The organism is Halostagnicola bangensis (assembly GCF_054653435.1).
The window spans coordinates 290,372-310,960 of sequence record NZ_BAAIGG010000001.1; the positions used below are offsets into that span (position 1 = coordinate 290,372).

Here is a 20,589-nt window from a genome sequence, read left to right on the forward strand (position 1 = left end):
CGTGAACGCGGTCGTACGATCCGTTTTCATTGTGCAGCACTCATATCGTCCACTTTCGGGAGCCACCAGAGCGGCCAGTAGCTCTGGAAGTGCTCCGATTCGTCCGGAATATCCCACATCTCTCTGTCGATGAACGTCTGCTCGTACTTTTCCTGAATAATCGCCAACGGGACATCCTGATTGACGACCCACGCGAGTCGTTCGACGATCTCCTGCATCTCCACTTCGTCGTTGGTCGCCGCAAGCGCTTCGAACTCCTCGTTGAAGTCGACGGTCATTTCTCCGTCGCCGTCCATCTCGGGCACGGTTACCTCCTCGGGGTAGTTGTAAAACGAGGAGTCGCTGTCGTGTTCCCGGTTGAGGAGCTTCCACCGGAGCGCAAAGAACGGATGGTTCATCGCCGGATCCCCGCCCTGCGTATGGCCGTAGGCCGTAACCTGAAAATCGCCGTCGGCCATCAGTTCGTACCAGGCACCTTCGCCGCGGGTGTCCGCCGAGGAGTCGAAACCGGCCTGAGACAGCTGATCGGCGCAGGTACTCGCCATCGTCACCCAGTCGCTCCAGCTCGAGGCGACGATGATATTGGCCTCGAGAACCTCGCCATCGCGCTCCCAAATATCGTCGCCGTTCCGTTCGTAGCCCGCGCTCTCGAGGAGCTCTTCGACCCGATCGAGGTCGTGTTCGTACGGCTCGTACTGATCCGTCGGATCGCCGAACCACTCGTCGTTTGCGACCGCCGTCAACCCGGTCGGCGCGTCGTGTTTGATGCTGGTCGACTCCCCGATGTTTTCGATGACGAGATCGCGGTCGAGCGCGTGCATGAACGCCTGCCGCACCTCCCGATCGCCGTAGTGCTCGTCGTCGTAGTTGAAAGCGACGCCGAATCCGAACCCGCCCGGGATCTGAATCTCCTCCAGACTATCGGGGAACGTGTCCATAATTTCGGGATCCGCGAAGAGACTGTGGATCCCGTCGAGATCCTGCTGTTGGAAGGACTGGTGTGCCGCCTGGTTTTCGGATCGGTATTCCATCCGGTACCCCTCCCAATCGTAGTTGTCCGCGAGCGGATGGTCGTCTCGAATCGTGTACTCGTGGTAGGAATCGGTCGTGTTCGATAACTCGATCGGGCCCGAGGGCGTGGGTTCTTCGATCTCGTGCCCGAAGATATCGACGTCATCACCGTCTTGAATCGCCTCGTGGATCTCCACCCAATCGGCTGGGGGATGGTCGAGGCTTTCGTTGAGCACAGTGTGTTCGATGATATCTGTGTTCGTCCCCTCCGAGTAGGAGATGACGACGGTGTGGTCGTCCGTCGCCTCGACGTCGTCCGCGAACTCCCAGAGGTTCGAGTCCAGCGCTTCGCCGATCTCGAGTTGCATAACGATGTCATCCGCCGTAATATCATCACCATTGCCCCACGTGTAATCGTCGCGCAAGTGTAACGTCATTTCTCCTTCGTCGGTCTCCCACTCCTCGACGAAGTGCGGGTAGAACTCGTCTTCCCCGACGAGATACTGCGCGTATTCGTCGAAGAGGCCGAACGAAGCGTGCGTAAAGCCGCCCCACTCATGTGGATTGTACTGGTACTGGCCGACCTCGTGTTCGACCTGTGCAGTATTGAACCAGTTACCGTCATCCCCGCTTCCATAACAGCCCGCGAGCGCGGCGGAACCGGCAACACCTGTCGCTGCTATGAATGTACGGCGTGATACTAGCTCACAGTAATCCCTGTCGATATGGTCTTCACCCATACTGATTGTCATGGTATGGCAACGCACATAAATGTTTCTAATGATCTATATAATTATAGTAAATTCTGAGAACGCGCGTTCGAAAGGGGACGCTCACGCCCGGTTTTCGAGCCATTCCGCGGTCGTCGCGGCCAGTTCCGCAACGGAATCCGACGACTCGGCCGCTGCGGCGGCCTCGAGTTGCGGGACCGTTTGCGTCGCTTCGGCGAACCCGAGCGCCCGAATCGCTCGAGCCCGTACGAACTCGGCCTCGTCGTCGAGCCGATTCGTGAGCGGATCGATAGCTTCCCCAACAGCACCCGGATTCCATTCTGCGACGTGGCGGACAACATCAACCGCTTCGCCGCGAACCCGCGCCTGTTCGTCCTCGAAAAGATTCACGCAGTCAGAAACCTGCCGCGAACACGATTCCGGATCAACCTGAGCAACCGAACCGAGACTTTCCGCAGCGACACGGCGTACGTATACCGAGCGCTGTTTGTCGTTCGACAGCGCCTGCCCACGATTTCGGCGTAGCTGGCGAGCCGCCTTTTGCTCCTCGAGAGACGGCTCGTCGCCAGTCAGCAACGATTCCGTTCCCGTCTCGACCGTCGGTCCGTTTCGAAGGATGTCGAAAAAACGCTCGCTGTGCTCGACAAACTGTGCCGGGTCCGCATCAACGAGGTGTGAAACCGCACGCGCCGCTCGAGAGCGCAGGAGTGGCGGATCCTCATCGAGCAAACTGAGAAGTTGTACCCGCCCGTGAGAGACGGCATCCGGTCGGCGTGTTGCAAGCGTCGAAACCGCGTCCGCCGCGGTCATTTGGGCGACGAGAAACGAATCGTCGAGTCGATCGACGATGGTATCCGCCAGCGGCGTTACTCGATCCGGCTCCGATTTACCGATTCGGAGTACAGCATCGAGGGCGTTCTTTCGCGTCTGTCCGCGTTCGTCCCTGAGCATGGACTCGAGGGTCTCGATATCCGTACGGTCCGGGTCGCAGGAGACGGGTTTCCCTTCGGCTGACCCTACGGCGTGCTCTTCTTCCATAGGAATAGCAACCAGCTACAATCGTAAATAATTCCCGAACAATTGTGCGGTTTAGTCGTGATTTTCGGGCGATGGCCGCTCGAGGTCTCACGCGGACTCAATCTCCGCGATTTTTCGAACGCCACGTAACGAATCCGATCAATATCGATGTTCCGCTGAGGAGCACGACGTTGATCACGGAGATAACGTACGCCTCGGTTCCCAATGCACCGAGGATGATGGCGACGGCCATCAGAACGAGAAGCGTGATATTGATGTACAAAAGCGCCATGAACAGCCGGTGGTAGTCGCTGACGATATCCCAGAACAACTCACGAGTGGACTGTTGGGAACTCATCGAAACGGGATCCGTTCCGAGTGTGCGGTTGTCCGGTTCATAGTACTCTGTTATCACTTCGTTTCATAAATGTTGTGCGCCCGCCGGTGCTCGAGGCGCGATCGGATACCGTGGGAAAACATATCAATATCCCGAATGCTGTCGTTATTGTTGATGGAGTGCCATGAACTCAAATATGGGATCACCGTTAGGTACCCCCCACCCGCTTACGGTTCTCTTCCGAAGACGATTGTTTGTACGTGTATTCGTGTAATCTCGAAACAGTACTCACAAATTGTAGCGTTGTCGTAATTTTTTGAGAGATGGGCGTTGAAGCCCCCTTAATACCGTTTTCAGGATTCAGAACGAACTGAACAACGAACCGATGCTGATCCCCCGTTATTTCCACCATAGTTGATTGAAATCAGAGAGGTCTGCTATCGGAGACGATCAAACACGAATGTGCGACTAGACGGTACGCCAACTTCGCTCCGGCTCCCAGCCGAGGATCCGGCGAGCTTTCTCGGTCGAAATCAGCGATTGGTGCCCTTCGAGCCCCGCTCGCACCGTCGCATCCGGATAGTACAGGTCCACCAACTCTGCCGAATCTACCGCCGCCGACGTGTCCCCCGCAACCGCCCAGAACCGCTCGTGCCCGTCGAACGACGCCTCGGCGGCCAGCCGCGCGATCGACGCGGCGTCCTCGATGTGAAGATACGAGAACAGAACGTCCCGCGTCGTGTGGTGCCACGCGTCCTCGAGCCCCTCGAGCGACCGATCCGCGTCGACGAACGTCTCTCGGAGCTCCTCGTCGGTTCCGACCCACGGATACCGAAGCGACGAAATCGTCGGCGCGTCGGAGTTTCGAGCGAACCCGTCCGCGGTGACCTCCATCGCGTGCTTGCTGACGGCGTACGGATCTCGGGGCGTCAGGGGATGTTCCTCGTCGACCGGAAGGTATCGAACGTCGGTCGGCGCGTCCTGATAGGCGGCACCCATCGCGTTGATACTCGAGGGGAGCACGACCGACTCGAGGCCGAGGTTCGTCGCGGCCTCGAGGACGTGGTAGGCCGACTGGACGTTGCTCTCGTAGGTCTCGAACCCCGGATGATCCGTCGGACCCGGAATCGTTCCCATGTGGACGACGGCGTCGGCGTCCGTCCGCGCGAGCGAGCCGTACACCGCACCAGCATCTAACAGATCTACCGACTGGAAGGTGTCCGAGCTCTCTTCACGGCGTTTCCCTCGGGAAATGTTGATGGTACCGTACCCGTTGTCCGCGAACTCGGCGAGAATCGCCTCGCCGATCTTTCCGTTGCCGCCGGTAACTGCAACTTGCTCGATAGTCATACCCTTCCTTTTTCGAGACACGCAATTATAGGTATCGTCTCTCCACCTCGTCGCGGGGGGATCCAACGTTGGACGGTTCACGGGAAACGTGGTGTGCGGCCATCGGGATGTGCGAACGGTGGGATGTGCAGATATCGAGGTGTGTGGGCGCCATAGTTGCGAAGGCGGGAGCCGATGACCGGTCTAAATTCGATCTCCAGCAAAGGAAGATATAAGGCGAATCGAATAAAATGCCCGGCTACATCGCGTGAATGCCACATGGATCTCGCTCTCACACTTCCGCCGACGACAGACGATCGCTGGGAGATCGCCGCACAGATGGGCGTCACGAACGCTGTCGTTCACACCCTCGAGATCGGTGACGGACGTCGACCGACCGACTACGATACGCTCTTGCGGTGGAAGAACCGCTTCGAACACGCCGAAATAGACCTCAGCGTGATCGAGGGGAGCGTTCCGCTGACCGACACCACCCGGCTCGGAAAACCCGGTCGAGACGAGGAGATCGACGACTTCTGTAGATTCCTTCGAAATCTGGGCCGACTCGACGTTCCCGTCGTCTGCTACGACTGGATGGCCGGCATCCGCTGGGCTCGGACCGCGACCTCGGTTCCGTCTCGAGGGGGATCGCTCACGACCGCCTACGATAACGAACAGATGAGTCGCGGACCGAAGCCGGATATCCCGCCGATTACCGCCGAAGAACTCTGGGCGAACCTCGAGTACTTCCTCGAGCGAGTCGTCCCCGTCGCAGAGAAAGCGGGCGTGAAACTGGGACTCCACCCCGACGACCCGCCGCGAGAGGAGGTTCGGGGCGTTCCGCGGATCATCAACAGCGTCGAGGCGTACGAACGCGCGCTCGATATCGTCGACAGTGAACACAACGGCGTCACGTTCTGTCAGGGTAACTTTGCCGCGATGGGCGTCGATGTGCCGTCGGCGATTCGGCGGCTGGGCGACCGAATCAATTTCGTCCACTTCAGGGACGTCGAGGGCGATGCCGACGGCTTCGTCGAAACGTGGCACGACGACGGCCCGACGGACATGCTCGCCGCAATGGAGGCGTACGAAGACATCGGATTTGACGGCCCCGCACGGCCGGATCACGTTCCCACGATGACCGGCGAGACGAACGAGAACCCCGGCTACGAAACGATGGGACGATTGTTCGCGATTGGGTACATGAAGGGGTTGCTCGAGCAGGTCGGGGACGACAACCGGTAGCAATCGAGAACGGCAACCGGTCGTTCCGCTCTTGGTATTATGTATTACAGCGAATCGAGTAAGAGCCCTCTCCGACTATCGCTCCGGGTTCCGGCGGTCTTGACGCGATTTCGAACTCACTACTGACCCCTTACCGGGTACCAGATAGAAGCGGATATCCGAAAACTGGCCGGGGAGAGTCGGTGTCTCGAGAGTTACGAACAGTGCCAACTCTTCGGTTCGATTGATATCGCCCGGCCATTGAACGATCGTGTCAACTCAATACGGGTTAGTGACAAGTGTTTGAATTCTTCGAGAACGAGACCGTGTCGATACTCGTTGCATCAAATTAGGTCCGAACAACGACCGATTCCAACGTTCTGACGGTCTCGAAAAGGCAGTATCGCTCTGAAGGGAACCGGTCGCGGTCTCCAGAAATGGGATTTGGCCAAAATAGCCCGAACGGGAGCGAGGTTACTATTAGCCATCGAGTGCTCATCAAACGCTGTCCACCCCCATCAAACGGCGTCCGCCCTCCTATCAAACACCGTCCGCCCAGTCAGAATAGGTGGTATTTATTTCGACCACGCCGACGATATTCTGAAGCTGACTCGGAATTTTAGACCGGAACCGTTCGTCCGTCAGCCGGTCCGTTGGTCCGGAGACGCTAATCGCGCCGAGCAGTTCGCCGGATCGGCTCGTAATCGCCACCGCGACACACCGAATCCCCTCGGTTCGCTCCTCGTCGTCGTACGCGACTTCGCGTGATCGAATCTGTTCCAGTTCCTCGAGGAGAACGTCTTTATCGGTGATCGTATTCTCGGTGTATCCGACCAGTTCGGTTTCGGCCAACAGCTCGGCGACTCTATCCGGCGAAAGCGCGGCGAGAAACGCCTTTCCGGCGGCGGTACAGTGGAGTTCGTCGACGGAGCCGACGTACGAACGCGGGTAGTCGAGGTGCTCGCCTTCGGCCTGATAGATCGTGATCCCGTGACCGCCGCGCTCGACCACAAGCCGAACCTGCTCACCCGTTTCGGCGGCGAGCTGATCCACATCGCTCTTAGCCAACTGGTAGATTCGCTGTCGAAAGCGAGCCTGGCCCCCGTAGGTCAGGAAACGCAGCCCGAGCTGATAGGTTCCGTCCGATTTTTCGAGGCAATCGTACAACTCGAGGGTTCTGAGGTAGTGATGGACGGTACTCTTCGAGCGGCCGACTTCGTTCGCAAGCTCGGTGACGCCGACCGATTCGCGGCGACGAATAACATCGAGCAGACGAATCATGGTTTCGATCGACTGGATCGTCTTCCCGGTATCCGCCTGGCGTTCGTTCATGTCGATAGCCGACGGAAGGGGAGCGAATAAGCGTGGCGGGAATTCGATACCGTCTCGGACTGCCGTTCGAATTAGTAGTCGACTTCGTCGTAGAGACGATCGATCGCCCGTTGAACGGAAAGCGCCTGGTGGACGTTGTTCCGTTCAGGACGCGACCCGGAAACGACGGCGTCGAGGAACGTCGAGAGCTCATCGCGGTAGGGATCGTTCCTCGGGCAGACGACCTCGGAATCGACGAAGTGATCGACGACACCGTTCCGAACTTCGTAGAGCTCAAGGGTGTTCTGACGGCTGCCGGTCGGATCGATTTCCTCGAGTGTATTCGTAATATCGAGCGATGCGCCGGCCTCCGTTCCGCGGACGTCGTAGCTGTGAACCGATTGCGTGTTCGCCGCCCAGGCGATCTCAATGTCGGCCGTTCGCCCGTCATCGAACTCGAGGAAGGCGTTCACCGAGTCCTCGACGTCGTACATCCGAGCCTCGCTATCCTCGCCCCACATGTGCAGGTAGGCGTACGATTCCTGCCCGCCGAACTCCGCGTTCGCCGTGGCGAGGACGTTTTCGATCGTCGGCCAGTCGTAGAAGCTAAAGAGCAGATCGAGTGCGTGACTCCCGACATCCATGAGCGCACCGCCGCCGGCGATTTCATCAGAGGTGTACCACGTCCCGCGACCGGGAACGCCTCGCCGTCGAATGAACTTGGCGTCGATGTGGGTGACGTCCCCGAGATACCCTTCCTCGATGTACTCCTCGAGAACGGTGCAAGCGTTTCGAAACCGGTGGTGAAATCCGACCATACAGATTTGGTCCGTCCGCTTTGCTGCATCCGCGATGCGCTCTGCACTGGTGAGGGTGTGCGCCAGCGGCTTTTCGACGAGTACGTCGAGTCCGGCCTCGAACGCCGAGGTGGCGACCGGTTCGTGAAACTTCGTCGGCGTCGAAATGATCACCGCCTCGACATCGCTCTCAAACAACTCCGAGGGGTTCTCGTACGGATCCGTCTCAAACTCGGATTCGAACGTCGCTCGAGTCATCGGATCCGCGTCGGCGGCGATCACCTCGTGGCCGAGATCACGAAGGACCCGCGCGTGATTCATCCCGTGGGTTCCCACCCCCACGATCCCGATCGTCAGTTGGTCCCGGTTTGCGGTCATAACTACCCTGTTCGCATCGAGGGAAATAAAGTTGCGTCTCGGCCGTCGGCGGTCACTAATCGGCTCTTCGGTGGAACCTTTGACCCTCCTCAGTCGTCCTCGGACTGCGGTTCGGGCGTCAGTTCGCCCGATGAAACCATGGACTCGAGCGGGTTGTCGTCGATCAACAGCGGAAGGTCGACGCGCCCGCGCTTGCGAACCGATTCGTATCCGGCGAACAGAATCTCCGCCGTGTTGAGACCGACTCGTCCGCTAATCGCGGGTTCCTCGCCGGTGTCGAGACACTCGAGCAGGTGATCGACGGCTCGGTCGTGAAAGAGTGAGCCGAACCGATCCTCCTCGAGACCGGAGGCGTGTATGGTTTCCTCGCCGACGTCGATCGATTCCCTCGTTCCGTTTCGGTCGAGTGCGACCATCGGCCCGTCCTCGACGTCGATACGGACGGCTCCGTCGGTTCCGCGGAGGACGAACGCCGACTCGAGCATCCCATTGCCGGCCCCGGTCGAGAGACTGCCGTGGACGCCGTTTGAATAGCGCCACTGGGCCCACATCTGATTCTCCTGATGCGCTCCAAAGCGGACGTCTTCGTCGCGGTAATCCAGTTGAGCGATGACCCATTCCGGAGAGCAATCGTCGGTGAACATCCCGGCCAGATCGATCGTGTGTGCCCCCGTATCGTAAAAGTCACCCCACCCGATTTCGATTCGTCGGAGTTCTCCGATCGTTCCCTCCTCGACGAGTCGGTCTGCTTCCGTGAAGACGCGACCGAATCGCCGCTGTCTATTGAACGTCAGTTGCACCTCGCGACGCGAACACTCCCGTACCATTCGGCAGGCGCTCGCCCACGTGTGGGCCATCGGTTTCTCGCAGTGAATCGCTTCGACGACGTCGCTCCGCGCACAGTCCACGACGATGTCCTCGTGAATCTGCGGAGGAACCGTTACGCTCACGATATCGGGTTCGACCTCTCGGAGTAGCTCTCGATAGTCCTCGTAGACTCGAGCGGTCGGAACGTCGAACTCCGTCGCGAACGCATCGGCGTTTTCCGGAACGATGTCCGCACAGGCGACGATCTCGCACCGATCGCTGTTTTGATACGCTTCCGCGTGACGATACCCCATTGCGAATCCGTCGACCGTTGGCGTCGCCGGATCGGGTCCCGTCCCGACGATTGCGACAGTATACTCTCTCATAGGACGATCACGGCTCGAACAATCACAATACAGCCGCTTAGTGTTTTCCCATACGGTGTTCCGTTCGGTCACCGAAGCCGATCGAGCGTCTCAGCGCCGTGGGAGAGCGATCGACGCGGATCAGTCGGCCGATCGTGTTCGTAAATGCCCCACTCAACGTTCGCGCGCTCAACGGCCTCGAGACACCCCTCGAGATCGAGGTCGCCTTCGCCGAGTTCCGTCGGCGAACCCGAATCCGTCTCGGCGTCCGCGAGGTGAACGAGCGAGATCCGTTCCTCGTATCGCTCGAGGAACGCAACCGGATCGACGCCGCCCACGTTCGCCCAGCCCAGATCGAGTTCGAACCCGACGACATCGCCTGTTTGCTTGAGCAGTTCGGCCATCGCAGTCCGTTCGCCACAGGTGACGAACTCGTGTTCGTGGTTATGATAGTGGAGGTCGACTCCGCGCTCCGAGAGGTCGCTCGCGACGGCGGACAGCCGGTTCGCCGTCGATTCGACTGCCTCGAGCGACTCGAAGTGGGACTCGTCGAGATACGGGACGACGAACGTGTCACATCCGAGGCGGTCGTAGAACTTGACCGTCGACGAGACATCGTCCTCCAGGGACTCGAGGTCGACGTGGGCCGAAGCCGGAGTGAGTCCTGTCCGTTCGAGGGCTCGAGCAACTTCCGTTCCGTCCGCGTCACGGATCCGATGTGCAAATTCGACGCCGTCGAACGACGTCTCGTCGATTTCGTTCAGTACGTCGGGAAGCGGTTCCTCGAGTTCGCGAAGCGAATACAGTTGAATCGCAGTCTGTGCCATGTGACACGCATCGGCAACGTCAGTGATAGTTCTTGTGATGAGAGTGATAGGACGATGGTACCGGAAGGACGGAAACGGGGATACCGTCTCGAGAGAAGCCACCCAATTCAGGTGATTCGGCTTCACCAGCCTCTGTTCTCGATTCATCACTGCACGGATGGGACGACGTTCGTCAGTCGTTTACTATTGGGAAACATACGATTTTTTGTGAGTGGTGTCTCGCTGTGCGGGAGGAAAGTGAGGTCGAAACGTTACGATTACAAGCCTATGCCTGTAATCAAAACCGCGGGGCTTTCGAGAGATAATCGCGCACTCGCCCGTAAACCAGCGAAAAGAATTCGCGTACCAACGGATCCGAGTACGATTTCAGATGTTTCCTAATAGTAAACGATTGCAGACGGTCCCGATCGGTTGAGCACCAGGCGACGGCAACTGGGATGGCCACATGAACCGAGCAACTAGACTCGTCAGTCCAGATTCTGCGAGCGCTGATCGAAGAGGCGAATTCGATTTATCTTCCCGCACAAAATCGTGATGAGCCGAACGGGAATTATTACACTCATATGGTCGTAATAGATAACAATACCCTGTTGACAGGTAATTGTAAAAGGTGAGTCCAGTTGTACCACCTCGTGAACCAATCACCGGTTTGATATAATCTATTTGATCTATATGGGTTCGAAATACTTTACAGACAAATAAATTACGTTCTATCTATCAACTCACACAGATATAGAACAGTCTGATGGTGACTCGTGTTATGCTCGAGGTGAATTACATCTATTACTTCGGCAAGGGATGGAGCGTGTGACACAAGGAGATTAGGACACTGTATACGAGTCGCTCAATTGCCAAATAACGTACTGGTTCAAGAGAGAAGTAAACATCAAATAAGAGCCAATAGGAGCATTGTGTCAAAGATATCTCTGTTGAGGCAGCCAGAAACAGTCGAGCGACCCAATAATCACTCTCTGTGCAGTCCGAACGTGGTTGGTCCAAGAATCACCGACTGGGAAGCTATGTCCCGTCAACGTCGACTCGAGTTCCGTACCCAGGTTCTCCGACGATGCCGTCATCGTAGACCACCGCTCCGCGGACAACCGTCGACACCGGCTTTCCGGTGAACGTTTCGCCCTCAAACGGTGTTACGCGTGATTTCGAGTGTAGCGCGTTCCGGTCATCGAGTGTCCACTCGTGTCCCGGATCGACGACCGTAAAGTCGGCGTCGGTACCGACCTGAAGCGACCCTTTCTGTGGGTACATCCCCCAGACCTGAGCCGGGCGCGTCGAATGGCGGTGAACCCACTCCTCGAGGGTCAGCCGCCCCTCGTCGACGAAGGTGAGCATCGCCGGCACTTCGGTCTCGAGACCGACGAATCCGGAAATCGAGTCCCACGTGTTTCCGAACGGATCGTCGACCATCTTCTCTTCGTCGGTGTGGGGGGCGTGGTCGGTCGCGACGAAATCGATCGCTCCGCCGTCCATACCGATATCCCAGAGTTTCTGTCGTTCGCCCTCTTCTCGGATCGGCGGCTGGATTCTGGCGACGTTGCCCTTCTCGTGCATGACGTCCTCGGTAAACCAGAGATAGTGCGGCGTCGTCTCCGCGGTTACGTCCACGCCGCGGGCCTTCCCTCGTGCCACGGCTTGCACACCGGTGCCAGACGAAACGTGATACATGTGAATCTTCGCACCGGTCTCCTCGGCGAAAGTAATCGTTCGCTCGATCGCCTCGCGTTCGGCGACGACCGGCCGGGAGTGAGAGTGATGGATCGGGTCGTTCTTTCCGGCCGCTTTGAACTCCCGCTCGTAGTACTCGATGATCTCGTCGTTTTCCTCGTGGAAACCGAGTCGTTTGCCCGTCTCCGCGATCCGTTTCATCGCCTCGAGTACTTCACCGTCCGACGGCGGCGGAACGTCGCCGACTGTCGATCCGAGGAAAATCTTGTATCCGAGTACCCCAGCGTCGTCGAGTTCGGGGATGCGGTCGAGGTTTTCGGATGTGATCACGGCGTAGCTTTGGAAATCAACGTAGGCGGATGCCTCTCCGCGGTCGTACTTTAGCTCGAGTCGCTCCGGTCGATCGATAATCGGATCCGTATTGGGCATCCCGACGACCGTCGTCACCCCGCCCGCCGCCGCGGAACGGGTCGCAGACTCCCAGTCTTCTTTGTACTCGAGTCCCGGTTCGCGGTTGTGAATGTGACAATCGACGATTCCCGGAACTAACACGTTGCCATCTGCGTCGAGGACGTTATCGCCTTCGGGGAGCGACCGACTGTGACCGACGGCGACGATCGTGCCGTTATCCACGGCGACGCCGGCGTCCGCGACACGGCCTGTCGATGTCACGACGGTGCTGTTTTCCACCACGAGATCGACGGTCATTGCGTACATGTTTCGGTCAGGTGCGGATATAGCTTCTGTTGAGGGGCGAAAATTCGATGAACCGCGTCCAAATCCGCCGCGAAGGTCGGTCGAAAATGGGCACATATTCCAGAGATTGCGGGTAGGACGGGGTTACCGCGCGGTATGTTTGGCATACTAAACGGACAGTACATACACCGTTGGGCCAATGAACTCGCCAACGATTCGCGATCAGACGATCCTCGTCACCGGTGGCGCGGGTTTCATCGGTAGTCACATCGCCGACGCACTGGTCCCCCACAACGACGTTCGCGTGCTCGACGACTTCTCGACCGGGCACCGACGGAATCTCCCGGACGAGGTGCAGACTATCGAGGGCGATATCGGTGATCCGATCGCGCTACAGGAGGCCGCTCGCGGCGTCGACATCATCTTTCACCAGGCCGCCCTTGTGAGCGTTACTCAGAGCGTCGACGACCCCAGAACGAGCAACCAGACGAACCTCGATTCGACCGTCCTTATTCTAGAGCAAGCCCGACAGGAAGACGCGCGGGTGGTTCTGGCCTCGAGCGCGGCGATATACGGCCATCCGAACGAACTCCCCGTTTCGGAACGAACGCCACCGGATCCGACATCTCCCTACGGCATCCAGAAACTCGCAATCGACCAGTACGCGCGGTTGTACGACGAACTCTACGACCTTCCCGCGGTCGCGCTACGGTACTTCAACGTTTACGGACCGCGTCAACAGGGACCCTATAGCGGCGTCATCTCGACGTTCCTCGAGCAAGCACAAGAAGGCGACCCGCTGACGATCGACGGTGACGGTGAGCAGACTCGAGACTTCGTCCACGTCAGCGACGTAGTCCACGCTAATCTCCTCGCCGCGACGACGGATCGAACCGGGGAGGCGTACAATATCGGTACCGGGAAATCGGCGACGATCCTCGAACTCGCAGAGATTATTCGCGAAGTCACCGACAGCAACTCGACGATCGTCCACGAACCGCCGCGCGCGGGAGACGTCCGCCACAGTCAGGCCGATATCTCGAAAGCGTCCAAACAACTCGGGTTCGAACCGCGCATCTCTCTCGAGGCGGGGATTCAGTCACTCGGCACTGCCGAACCGATCGAATCCGCGGTGGACGACGAAGTCAAGCTCCCGTCGATCGACTCGAGGGGATAAAGCCCGCTAACTCGAACTCCCTCTCAACTAGTGCGGTTGATTCCCGCCTCAGCGGCCGGTAAATTCCGGTTCGTACTCGTCGTCCGCAAAGGCGCGTGCTCCCTTTTCGTGATCCTCGGTCTCGAGGAGTGAGTCGAACCGCTGGCGATCGTACCGTCGGCCCTCCTGCAGACCGGTCTGGGTAGCTAGCGTCGCCGACTCTTTGATCGCCTGGACCGCAAGCGGCGGTTTCGACGCGATGGTTTCGGCAAACGCTCGCGTTTCGTCCTCGAAGTCGTCGCCGTACGTCCGATTGACGATACCGAGGTCGGCCGCTTTCGAGGCCGAAACGTGCTCACCGGTCATCGCCAGCTCCATCGCCGCCGCCGGATTTGCGAGCCGACTCGTGTACTGAACACCACCCGCACCGGGGATAATTCCGAGGTCAACTTCCGGGAACGCGAATCGACTCTCCTCGTGAGCGATGCGAACGTCACAGGCCAGGGCGGTCTCGAGTCCGCCCCCGAGACAGTACCCCTGAATCTTCGCGATCACCGGAACCGGAAAATCCGTGATGACATCGTAGTGTGTTCGCTCGGAACTTCGGCCGGGAGTCGATTCGCTGAACTCGTTGATATCGGCACCGGCGCAGAAATTTTCGCCCGCCCCTTCGAGGACGACGGCGCGAAGGACGATTTCGTCGGCACCGTCGTTGAACGACTCGAGATATTCCAGTCCGCCGATGAGATCTTCGCGTAATTGATCGCTCAGTGCATTGAGCGAGTCCGGCCGATCCAGCAGAACGTGACCGATCCCTGTGTCCGTCTCGAACGTCACTTCGGTCGTCTCGAAATCCGGTTGCATATCGTTCGCATCGCCGTGTATACGTATATCGTTACTGTTCGAGACAGTGAGAAGAGCATGACAACGAACGCGTTAGTGCACGGAGTCAAATAGTGACAGAATACGGATTGCTAGCAGGGGAATACCTTCCGGGTGTACCCCCAATAAAGAACGACGTTCGTTCCGCAAGAACAATGATATTTCGATTCAAGGAAGATCGCCACAGTCGACGGAGAAAACTCCACTCCGGTGTTAAACCCGATACCAGTCGTTGTAAGTGAGTGATAACTAACGGTGTCGGATGCCTTCCAGTCTCCTATGATCGACAGCTTGATCGTGTTCATCGTGAGTCTCCTGATCGGGGCGGTCGGAATATACGTCGGCGCACGGGTCATCGTCGATACGGAAGACTACACCTACGCGATCGTCACCGCGTTGCTCGGAGCAATCGTCTGGGGAGTCGTCGGGTTCTTCTTTGGGTGGATTCCCCTGCTCGGCCCGTTGCTCGTGCTCGTTGCATACCTTGCCGTGGTCAACGCACGATACCCCGGCGGATGGGTTCAGGCAGCAGCGATCACGATAATCGCGTGGGCGTCCGTCCTAATCGTCCTGTACGTCCTCGCCATTCTGGGCGTGACCGGATTCGATGCCGTCGGTGTCCCCGGCGTCTAACCGGACCGGGCACTGGCTGGGGCCGTTCGCACTCCCTACGCCGATTCAACAATCGATTTCGACCGCGTAAATCCGGAGAAGCAGTATCGATCAGCCGCTACCAGTAACGCAGTTGGACTACCCAACAGAGTGTGATATTACCGACTCAAATTCGAAGTGAACCTGCGCTAATAGTCTCAAACGTCCAGCCCAGTTTATTCGGACCGATATCGTCACTCGAACCGGATGGCGCGACTACTCGAGCGTAGACAGCTACACAACAGTGCATCTCGACTACACAACAGCCTATCTCGAGAAGTCGGTTACCGAAGTCGCGTAGAATTACACAATCACATATAACTAACCCAATAACAGAATATGATTTATAAAAATTACTTTGTAGCACCATGACGTGGGAGGTATCGACGGTGAACGATTATCGACCCTGGCCACAGCAATGACCACTGATGCCCCAGTTTCCACAGCAGCCTCTCTCATCGCGCTGGGATGGCAAATTCCCGAACTCGAGGTCGACAGCGGCACGGTCCAGATCCTCCAACTCGAGTGGAGTACGCAACTCGTCGCGGCCGCCGCAATGGTGGTACTCGTCGCTCTCGGGGGAACCCTCCTCATTAAAAACCGGTTGCACAACGACAGTACGGGATCGGGAAAGCCGCCCACTGAACGACAGGAGTTCAAAACGGACCGAGAGAAGGTCTGCGAGCTTGTCGACGAAAACGGTGGCCGCATGAAACAGTCGGAAATCGTCAACTCGGTCGAATGGTCGAAAGCAAAAGTAAGCCGGCTTCTGGCTGAACTCGAGGATGACGAAGAGATTACCAAACTCCGACTCGGTAGAGAGAATCTAGTTTGTCTCCCCGGTCACGAGCCAACGGCGTCGAAGTCGACCGACAGCTCGAACAATTCGTGATGTTTCAACAATAATTACCCGTTTTCTCGTTCCGAGTCGACCGCTGAGTGGTTTGTTTGCCCGTATTGACGAATTTCTCACCGGAAAGGTTGCTTCGGTTTATGCCTCGAACTACCGATTTCTCAATGCCTTCCAGGCACAGACATGAACGTACGCAATCAACTACTCGTCGTGGTAACAGCGCTGATGCTCGTGGTCTCGAGCGGGGCGATGGTGGCAGGAGCGTCACCATCCGAGACCGTCACGCAAGAGGACGCACCCGACGATGAAATCGAGGCGGACCAACCGGAAGACGAAACAGCTGATGAGCCGACAGACAACGGCGTAGCAGACGACACGGAGGATGATCCCGTCGATGACGGACCTGAAGACGATCCGATCGAGGACGATCCGGTAACGGATGACTCGATGACGGTCACGATCGAAGAGGCGACCGTCTACGTCGTCTTCGATGACGACGACATGATGGACGCACCCGTTGACGACGACGGTGTCGGAATGGCTGACGATGATGCCGAGTACGACGACGTCGATGTAACGCACACCGTCGAGGACCTCACGATAACGATCGAAGAGAGTTCGATCCACTCAGTCGGTGACCACGCCGACGAGATGGACGACGATTTCAACGGTGTCGACGATAACGACTACGATAACGACGACGCCGACGACTACGACAACGACGATGCCCCGGTCGACGATAACGGGGACGTTGACGACTACGATAACGACAACGCTGACGACTACGATAACGACGACGCCGACGACTACGACAACGACGATGCCCCGGTCGACGATAACGGGGACGTTGACGATACCGACCTCGAGGACGCCGGACTCGAGGTTCCGAAACCCTCGGGCGCGTTCTACGTCATGCCAAAGGTCCCCGAAGGCTGGTGCGAGGAGGTGCTCGACCGGGACGTGATCGTCGTCCCCGGCGACGCCTTCGGCGCGAACGGCGACGGCTACGCGCGGCTCTCCTACGCGACCGGCATGGAGGAACTGAAAGAAGCGCTGGAGAGTATCGACGCAGCGACTCGAGCGGTCCAATAATCGGGTCCCGTATCCGGAGTTGTTACTGAACGTCTTCGTCCTCGAGTCGTTCGAGGACCTCCTGGGCGTTCTCGACGGCGGCCTCCTTTTTCGCGGGATATGCTTCGACTTTCGCGCGGAACGTTATTCCGTCGCCGAGTCGGCTCTCGCCGCTGAACGCGGCCTGCTTGTCGAGCGTGAGATAGAGTTCGGTGTTTTCAGTGACCCGCTGGTCGAGTTCGTCGATCAGTCCGTCGAAATCCTCGAGATCGGTGAGTCTCGAGAGGACGTGCCGAACGTCGTCGGCGTTTTCGGCCCGCGCCGAAAGGACGAGGATGCGATCGCCGTAGTGGCCTTCGCTCTCGACGCGCTCGAGTTCGAACTCTTCGGGGAGGAACGTTCGCAAGGCCTCCTCGACGCGTTTTTCGTCTTCGGTGGCGTAACAGAACGTTCGCAGATCAACGTAGTGAAGCGGGATTTTTGGCATCAGTCCGGTGAGAGAACGGGCGTAGTTAGTGGTTCGATTACTCGTCGTCCGCGTCGGCGTCGTCGTCTGCGTCGGCGTCATCGTCCGCGTCGGCGTCCTCGGGAGCGGCCTCGAGGGCGTCTTCGGGAACGCCGGACTCCTGGCCGTCTTCGAAGCTGATCGTGTAGGTAACGTCGCCGAACATGGATTCCATCGTCTGAGTGATCGTGCCAACTTCGCCGTCGAATTCGCTGTGTTTGTCGTGTAGCACGACGTGGTCGTCTTCCTCGAAGCTCATAGCTCGCTCTTCCCCGCCATTGCGTAAAAAGGGACTGATTCGATTCGGGTGGTTGACGTGGAACTTCGAAACCCCTCGTGGCGTCGGTTAGGCTTCGATCCCGAGTTCTTCGACCAGCGTATCTCCGGCCGCACTCGAGGAGCCGGGACCTCGAGCGGTGATCAGGTCGCCGTCGACGGTGACGCTCGTGTCCGACTCGAGTTCGGCGTCCCAGTTACCGCCCGCGGCGACCACCTCGTCTTCGACCCAGTAGGGAAGCTTTCGACCGTCGGCCAGTAGATCTGCGTCGTCGACGATTCCTTCCTCCCACTCGTTCGGGAACCCGGTCACGTCGCGATCGTGAACGATAAACGCCCCGTGGCTGTCTCGAGCGAACGCGAGGATCGCGACGGCGTGACAGACGACAAGCGCCTTTCCGTCGCCCTCGATCGTCTCCCGCAAGAGCGCGCGAGCGTGTTTATCCTGGTTGATATCCCACTCGGCTCCGTGGCCGCCGGGGAAGACAACGGCGTCGTACTCGCCCGCTCGCGCCTTCGCGAGCGGAATGGGATCGTTCAGTCGCTCGTCGCTCTCGTGGACCTCCATCACGTGCTCGGCGGTCTCCTCGCCGACCTGTTCTGGGTCCGCCGAGCGCTCGTCGATCCGTGGCGGTCCGCCCGTCGGGGTCGCGACCGTGATCTCGACCCCGGCCTCGGAGAGCGTCTCGAGCGGCTCGATGCATTCTTCTCCCCAGTAGCCTTCCTCGCTGACGACAAACAGTGCTCGAGTCATACGCTTGAGTACGGGCCCCAGCACATTAACGGCCGTCCAACCCCTCGGTTCTGCCGCAATCGCCCTTTCCGACCTATTTCGATAGCGAACGGTCACGACTGCCGAGAGTGGGCTTTTTCGCCGTCGGCGTCCTAGAGTGTCATATGTCAAAGCGAACGAATCCGTTCGAAGAACTGCTCGAGCGATTGACCCGTCAGTTACAGTCGGCAAAGCGCTCCAGCGAGCGCGCGACCGAGATGAATCCGGAACGCTTCGGTATGAGCGTCGGGTCGCCGGAGACGGGAATCGATATGACCGATAGCGGCGACGAATTCGTCGTTGTCGTCGACGTTCCCGGATTCGAACAGGACGATATCGACGTCCGATTGACCAAGCGGAAGCTGTCTATTGACGGCGAACGCGAACACGAAATCGACGAGTCGGAGGAGACCTACCTTCGGCGCGAGCGCCAGACTCGATCGTTCAGTCGACAGCTCACCCTTCCTGATCCCGTCGACGCCGAGGCTGTCGACGCACAGCTTAACAACGGCGTTCTGACGATCCACCTGCCGAAGCTCGAGCCGGACGAAGCGGCTCACTCGATCGACATCGAGTGAAGTAGACAAGCCGGCATTCGACGGAGGTCCGGGTCAGTATTCTGGGTCGACATCCGCTGAAACGTTCGGATATGTGAACCGCTTCGTTCGCTCGAATAGCGTTACTCACCGCTCCCGTTGAGGTTGAGCGCATCGAAAAACCGCTTCTCGAGGCGAGTGCTGGCGAACTCGAGCAGTTCGTTTTCGTCTCCCGCGACATCGGCGAACAGACCGAGGTCGATGTGACCGCCGGCCATGTCGTGGTGGCCCCCGACCGTTCCGAGCTCTCCGAACGCCTTCATCAACGTTTTACCGGCCTGTATGCGCGGATCGATAGATCTCGCACTCATTCGTATCGTGCCGTCGACGATTCCGTAAACCAGCACGGTATCGACACCCTCGAGGTTGAGCAGGTAGTCGGCCGCCTGGGGGAGGGCATCGGTCTCAGAGGTTCGCCCGACGCCCGCGGCCAGCGACGATCCGCGCCGCGTGCGCGTCGAAATCGCGTGCCCAATTGCGTCGATCGTCGCTGGAGAGAAGGCGCTTCCATACAGTTGTTCTAACATCTCGAGATCGGCCTCCGGATACACGGCCAGTGCCGCCTCGTACTCTCGTTCGGTCGGCTCACGTACGAAGTCGAGGCGCTCTCGATGCAGTGCGAACAACAGGGCCGAGGCCAGCCGGGTCGAAATCGACAGTTCGAGGTCGAAACAGTACTCGACGAATATCGTCGCCGTCGCTCCGTAATTCGTCCGAATATCCACGAACCTCGCGTCGACGTCGCCGTCCGGGTGGTGATCGACGACGATGTCCGGTTCGATCGCCTTCGGGAGCTGCGTGTTCCTGCCCGGTACCGAGTGGTCGACGAACGCCAGGCAATCGTCCTCGGCCATCGACACCTCTCTCAACGGTTCGATCCCGACGTTGAGCATGTTTACGAACGCTCGATTCTGCTGGTGGGAGATCTCGCCACCGTATACGATATCGATCTCGGAAAGTTCCTGCGCCCGTGCGATCCGTTTCAGTGCGAGGGCGCTCGCGAGACAGTCCGGATCCGGATTGTCGTGACAGACGATGGTGAGCGAATCCATCTCCTCGAGAGTGTTCCCTAACTCCTCCGCTCGAGACATACCTAATCCTACGGACACGAGGGGCTTGTAAGTCGTGTCGGGAGGGAACGCGTATTCTCGAGAAATCCGCGATTGAAAGCTGGAATAAGATGGTATGATTGTCCTGTCCTTTCCACCCGACGCGTATCTCTCGACTACGGGAACATACCAGACAGAATATATTTCTCTCCCACGACGGGAACAATTCACCCGAAGGACTGATTCAGCGTCCCCCTATCATTGTCTA

The 20,589-nt window shown here is 58.5% G+C and carries 20 protein-coding genes and 1 pseudogene; 6 read left to right on the forward strand and 15 right to left on the reverse strand.

The features are described 5' to 3' along the window. Positions 1-26: 26 nt before the first annotated feature. The 4 genes from ACYQ14_RS01355 to ACYQ14_RS01370 all read right to left on the reverse strand — a co-directional run bounded on the left by ACYQ14_RS01355 (position 27) and on the right by ACYQ14_RS01370 (position 4,446). Positions 27-1,751, reverse strand: a complete 1,725-nt coding sequence (locus tag ACYQ14_RS01355; RefSeq protein WP_459884083.1) for an ABC transporter substrate-binding protein — start codon at positions 1,749-1,751, stop codon at positions 27-29. A 93-nt stretch (positions 1,752-1,844) separates the two neighbouring features. Further along, positions 1,845-2,780: a HEAT repeat domain-containing protein gene (locus ACYQ14_RS01360; protein WP_459884086.1), complete on the reverse strand. Its 936-nt coding sequence runs from the start codon at positions 2,778-2,780 to the stop codon at positions 1,845-1,847. 97 nt (positions 2,781-2,877) lie between these two features. Then, positions 2,878-3,174 carry a hypothetical protein gene (locus ACYQ14_RS01365; protein ID WP_459884089.1) on the reverse strand — a complete coding sequence of 99 codons (297 nt, stop codon included), beginning with the start codon at positions 3,172-3,174 and terminating at the stop codon, positions 2,878-2,880. Positions 3,175-3,564: 390 nt separating this feature from the next. Next, entirely contained in the window at positions 3,565-4,446 is an 882-nt protein-coding gene (locus ACYQ14_RS01370; RefSeq protein ID WP_459884092.1) for an NAD-dependent epimerase/dehydratase family protein, read from the reverse strand. 258 nt (positions 4,447-4,704) lie between these two features. Here ACYQ14_RS01370 and ACYQ14_RS01375 point away from each other — a divergent pair, with 258 nt between their 5' ends. Then, on the forward strand, positions 4,705-5,670 hold the full coding sequence (locus ACYQ14_RS01375) for a mannonate dehydratase (RefSeq protein WP_459884095.1): 966 nt from the start codon (positions 4,705-4,707) through the stop codon (positions 5,668-5,670). A gap of 75 nt (positions 5,671-5,745) precedes the next feature. Here ACYQ14_RS01375 and ACYQ14_RS01380 read toward each other — a convergent pair whose 3' ends face one another. The 6 genes from ACYQ14_RS01380 to allB all read right to left on the reverse strand — a co-directional run bounded on the left by ACYQ14_RS01380 (position 5,746) and on the right by allB (position 12,522). Beyond that, the gene (locus ACYQ14_RS01380; RefSeq protein ID WP_459884098.1) at positions 5,746-5,880 is read right to left on the reverse strand and encodes a glycoside hydrolase family 2 protein; all 135 of its coding nucleotides are present in this window, start codon (positions 5,878-5,880) and stop codon (positions 5,746-5,748) included. Positions 5,881-6,189: 309 nt separating this feature from the next. Then, the gene (locus ACYQ14_RS01385; RefSeq protein ID WP_459884100.1) at positions 6,190-6,981 is read right to left on the reverse strand and encodes an IclR family transcriptional regulator; all 792 of its coding nucleotides are present in this window, start codon (positions 6,979-6,981) and stop codon (positions 6,190-6,192) included. A gap of 71 nt (positions 6,982-7,052) precedes the next feature. Continuing rightward, complete coding sequence (locus tag ACYQ14_RS01390; protein WP_459884103.1) at positions 7,053-8,135, reverse strand: Gfo/Idh/MocA family protein; 1,083 nt, start codon at positions 8,133-8,135, stop codon at positions 7,053-7,055. An 89-nt stretch (positions 8,136-8,224) separates the two neighbouring features. Beyond that, positions 8,225-9,328: a Gfo/Idh/MocA family protein gene (locus ACYQ14_RS01395; RefSeq protein ID WP_459884106.1), complete on the reverse strand. Its 1,104-nt coding sequence runs from the start codon at positions 9,326-9,328 to the stop codon at positions 8,225-8,227. A 68-nt stretch (positions 9,329-9,396) separates the two neighbouring features. After that, positions 9,397-10,134: a sugar phosphate isomerase/epimerase family protein gene (locus ACYQ14_RS01400; protein ID WP_459884109.1), complete on the reverse strand. Its 738-nt coding sequence runs from the start codon at positions 10,132-10,134 to the stop codon at positions 9,397-9,399. A gap of 1,017 nt (positions 10,135-11,151) precedes the next feature. Continuing rightward, complete coding sequence (allB, locus tag ACYQ14_RS01405) at positions 11,152-12,522, reverse strand: allantoinase AllB (RefSeq protein ID WP_459884112.1); 1,371 nt, start codon at positions 12,520-12,522, stop codon at positions 11,152-11,154. Between the two features lie 187 nt (positions 12,523-12,709). Here allB and ACYQ14_RS01410 point away from each other — a divergent pair, with 187 nt between their 5' ends. Continuing rightward, on the forward strand, positions 12,710-13,687 hold the full coding sequence (locus ACYQ14_RS01410) for an NAD-dependent epimerase/dehydratase family protein (protein WP_459884114.1): 978 nt from the start codon (positions 12,710-12,712) through the stop codon (positions 13,685-13,687). Between the two features lie 48 nt (positions 13,688-13,735). Here the strand turns inward: ACYQ14_RS01410 and ACYQ14_RS01415 are convergent, their stop codons facing one another. Then, positions 13,736-14,530, reverse strand: coding sequence for an enoyl-CoA hydratase/isomerase family protein (locus ACYQ14_RS01415; RefSeq protein ID WP_459884117.1), 795 nt, complete (start codon positions 14,528-14,530; stop codon positions 13,736-13,738). Between the two features lie 297 nt (positions 14,531-14,827). On the opposite strand from ACYQ14_RS01415, the gene ACYQ14_RS01420 reads away from it, so the two are divergent. The 3 genes and pseudogenes from ACYQ14_RS01420 to ACYQ14_RS01430 form a co-directional block, all read left to right on the forward strand. Beyond that, positions 14,828-15,181, forward strand: a complete 354-nt coding sequence (locus ACYQ14_RS01420) for a hypothetical protein (protein WP_283838885.1) — start codon at positions 14,828-14,830, stop codon at positions 15,179-15,181. A gap of 436 nt (positions 15,182-15,617) precedes the next feature. Next, the gene (locus ACYQ14_RS01425) at positions 15,618-16,091 is read left to right on the forward strand and encodes a helix-turn-helix transcriptional regulator (RefSeq protein ID WP_459884121.1); all 474 of its coding nucleotides are present in this window, start codon (positions 15,618-15,620) and stop codon (positions 16,089-16,091) included. A gap of 819 nt (positions 16,092-16,910) precedes the next feature. Then, a pseudogene (locus ACYQ14_RS01430) lies at positions 16,911-17,144 on the forward strand (aminotransferase class I/II-fold pyridoxal phosphate-dependent enzyme); the annotation flags it as partial. Between the two features lie 22 nt (positions 17,145-17,166). On the opposite strand, the gene ACYQ14_RS01435 reads toward ACYQ14_RS01430, so the two are convergent. From ACYQ14_RS01435 to ACYQ14_RS01445, 3 genes are all read right to left on the reverse strand, one after another. Next, positions 17,167-17,610 carry an RNA-binding protein gene (locus tag ACYQ14_RS01435; RefSeq protein ID WP_459884186.1) on the reverse strand — a complete coding sequence of 148 codons (444 nt, stop codon included), beginning with the start codon at positions 17,608-17,610 and terminating at the stop codon, positions 17,167-17,169. 37 nt (positions 17,611-17,647) lie between these two features. Beyond that, a complete protein-coding gene (locus ACYQ14_RS01440) occupies positions 17,648-17,887 on the reverse strand; it encodes a DUF1918 domain-containing protein (RefSeq protein ID WP_459884124.1) in 240 nt (79 codons plus the stop codon). 87 nt (positions 17,888-17,974) lie between these two features. Next, positions 17,975-18,658: a type 1 glutamine amidotransferase domain-containing protein gene (locus tag ACYQ14_RS01445; RefSeq protein WP_459884127.1), complete on the reverse strand. Its 684-nt coding sequence runs from the start codon at positions 18,656-18,658 to the stop codon at positions 17,975-17,977. Between the two features lie 143 nt (positions 18,659-18,801). Between ACYQ14_RS01445 and ACYQ14_RS01450 the strand changes: the two genes are divergently transcribed. After that, on the forward strand, positions 18,802-19,254 hold the full coding sequence (locus ACYQ14_RS01450) for an Hsp20/alpha crystallin family protein (RefSeq protein WP_459884130.1): 453 nt from the start codon (positions 18,802-18,804) through the stop codon (positions 19,252-19,254). 101 nt (positions 19,255-19,355) lie between these two features. On the opposite strand, the gene ACYQ14_RS01455 is transcribed toward ACYQ14_RS01450, so the two are convergent. Next, complete coding sequence (locus ACYQ14_RS01455; RefSeq protein ID WP_459884133.1) at positions 19,356-20,363, reverse strand: DHH family phosphoesterase; 1,008 nt, start codon at positions 20,361-20,363, stop codon at positions 19,356-19,358. Positions 20,364-20,589 lie beyond the last annotated feature (226 nt).

Bases quoted from the DNA above. Each gene is read 5' to 3' on its own strand.
- ACYQ14_RS01355 (WP_459884083.1), bottom strand. From the start codon at position 1,751: ATGGGTGAAGACCATATCGACAGGGATTACTGTGAGCTAGTATCACGC.
- ACYQ14_RS01360 (WP_459884086.1), bottom strand. From the start codon at position 2,780: ATGGAAGAAGAGCACGCCGTAGGGTCAGCCGAAGGGAAACCCGTCTCC.
- ACYQ14_RS01370 (WP_459884092.1), bottom strand. From the start codon at position 4,446: ATGACTATCGAGCAAGTTGCAGTTACCGGCGGCAACGGAAAGATCGGC.
- ACYQ14_RS01375 (WP_459884095.1), top strand. From the start codon at position 4,705: ATGGATCTCGCTCTCACACTTCCGCCGACGACAGACGATCGCTGGGAG.
- ACYQ14_RS01385 (WP_459884100.1), bottom strand. From the start codon at position 6,981: ATGAACGAACGCCAGGCGGATACCGGGAAGACGATCCAGTCGATCGAA.
- ACYQ14_RS01390 (WP_459884103.1), bottom strand. From the start codon at position 8,135: ATGACCGCAAACCGGGACCAACTGACGATCGGGATCGTGGGGGTGGGA.
- ACYQ14_RS01395 (WP_459884106.1), bottom strand. From the start codon at position 9,328: ATGAGAGAGTATACTGTCGCAATCGTCGGGACGGGACCCGATCCGGCG.
- ACYQ14_RS01400 (WP_459884109.1), bottom strand. From the start codon at position 10,134: ATGGCACAGACTGCGATTCAACTGTATTCGCTTCGCGAACTCGAGGAA.
- allB (WP_459884112.1), bottom strand. From the start codon at position 12,522: ATGACCGTCGATCTCGTGGTGGAAAACAGCACCGTCGTGACATCGACA.
- ACYQ14_RS01410 (WP_459884114.1), top strand. From the start codon at position 12,710: ATGAACTCGCCAACGATTCGCGATCAGACGATCCTCGTCACCGGTGGC.
- ACYQ14_RS01415 (WP_459884117.1), bottom strand. From the start codon at position 14,530: ATGCAACCGGATTTCGAGACGACCGAAGTGACGTTCGAGACGGACACA.
- ACYQ14_RS01420 (WP_283838885.1), top strand. From the start codon at position 14,828: ATGATCGACAGCTTGATCGTGTTCATCGTGAGTCTCCTGATCGGGGCG.
- ACYQ14_RS01425 (WP_459884121.1), top strand. From the start codon at position 15,618: ATGACCACTGATGCCCCAGTTTCCACAGCAGCCTCTCTCATCGCGCTG.
- ACYQ14_RS01435 (WP_459884186.1), bottom strand. From the start codon at position 17,610: ATGCCAAAAATCCCGCTTCACTACGTTGATCTGCGAACGTTCTGTTAC.
- ACYQ14_RS01440 (WP_459884124.1), bottom strand. From the start codon at position 17,887: ATGAGCTTCGAGGAAGACGACCACGTCGTGCTACACGACAAACACAGC.
- ACYQ14_RS01445 (WP_459884127.1), bottom strand. From the start codon at position 18,658: ATGACTCGAGCACTGTTTGTCGTCAGCGAGGAAGGCTACTGGGGAGAA.
- ACYQ14_RS01450 (WP_459884130.1), top strand. From the start codon at position 18,802: ATGTCAAAGCGAACGAATCCGTTCGAAGAACTGCTCGAGCGATTGACC.
- ACYQ14_RS01455 (WP_459884133.1), bottom strand. From the start codon at position 20,363: ATGTCTCGAGCGGAGGAGTTAGGGAACACTCTCGAGGAGATGGATTCG.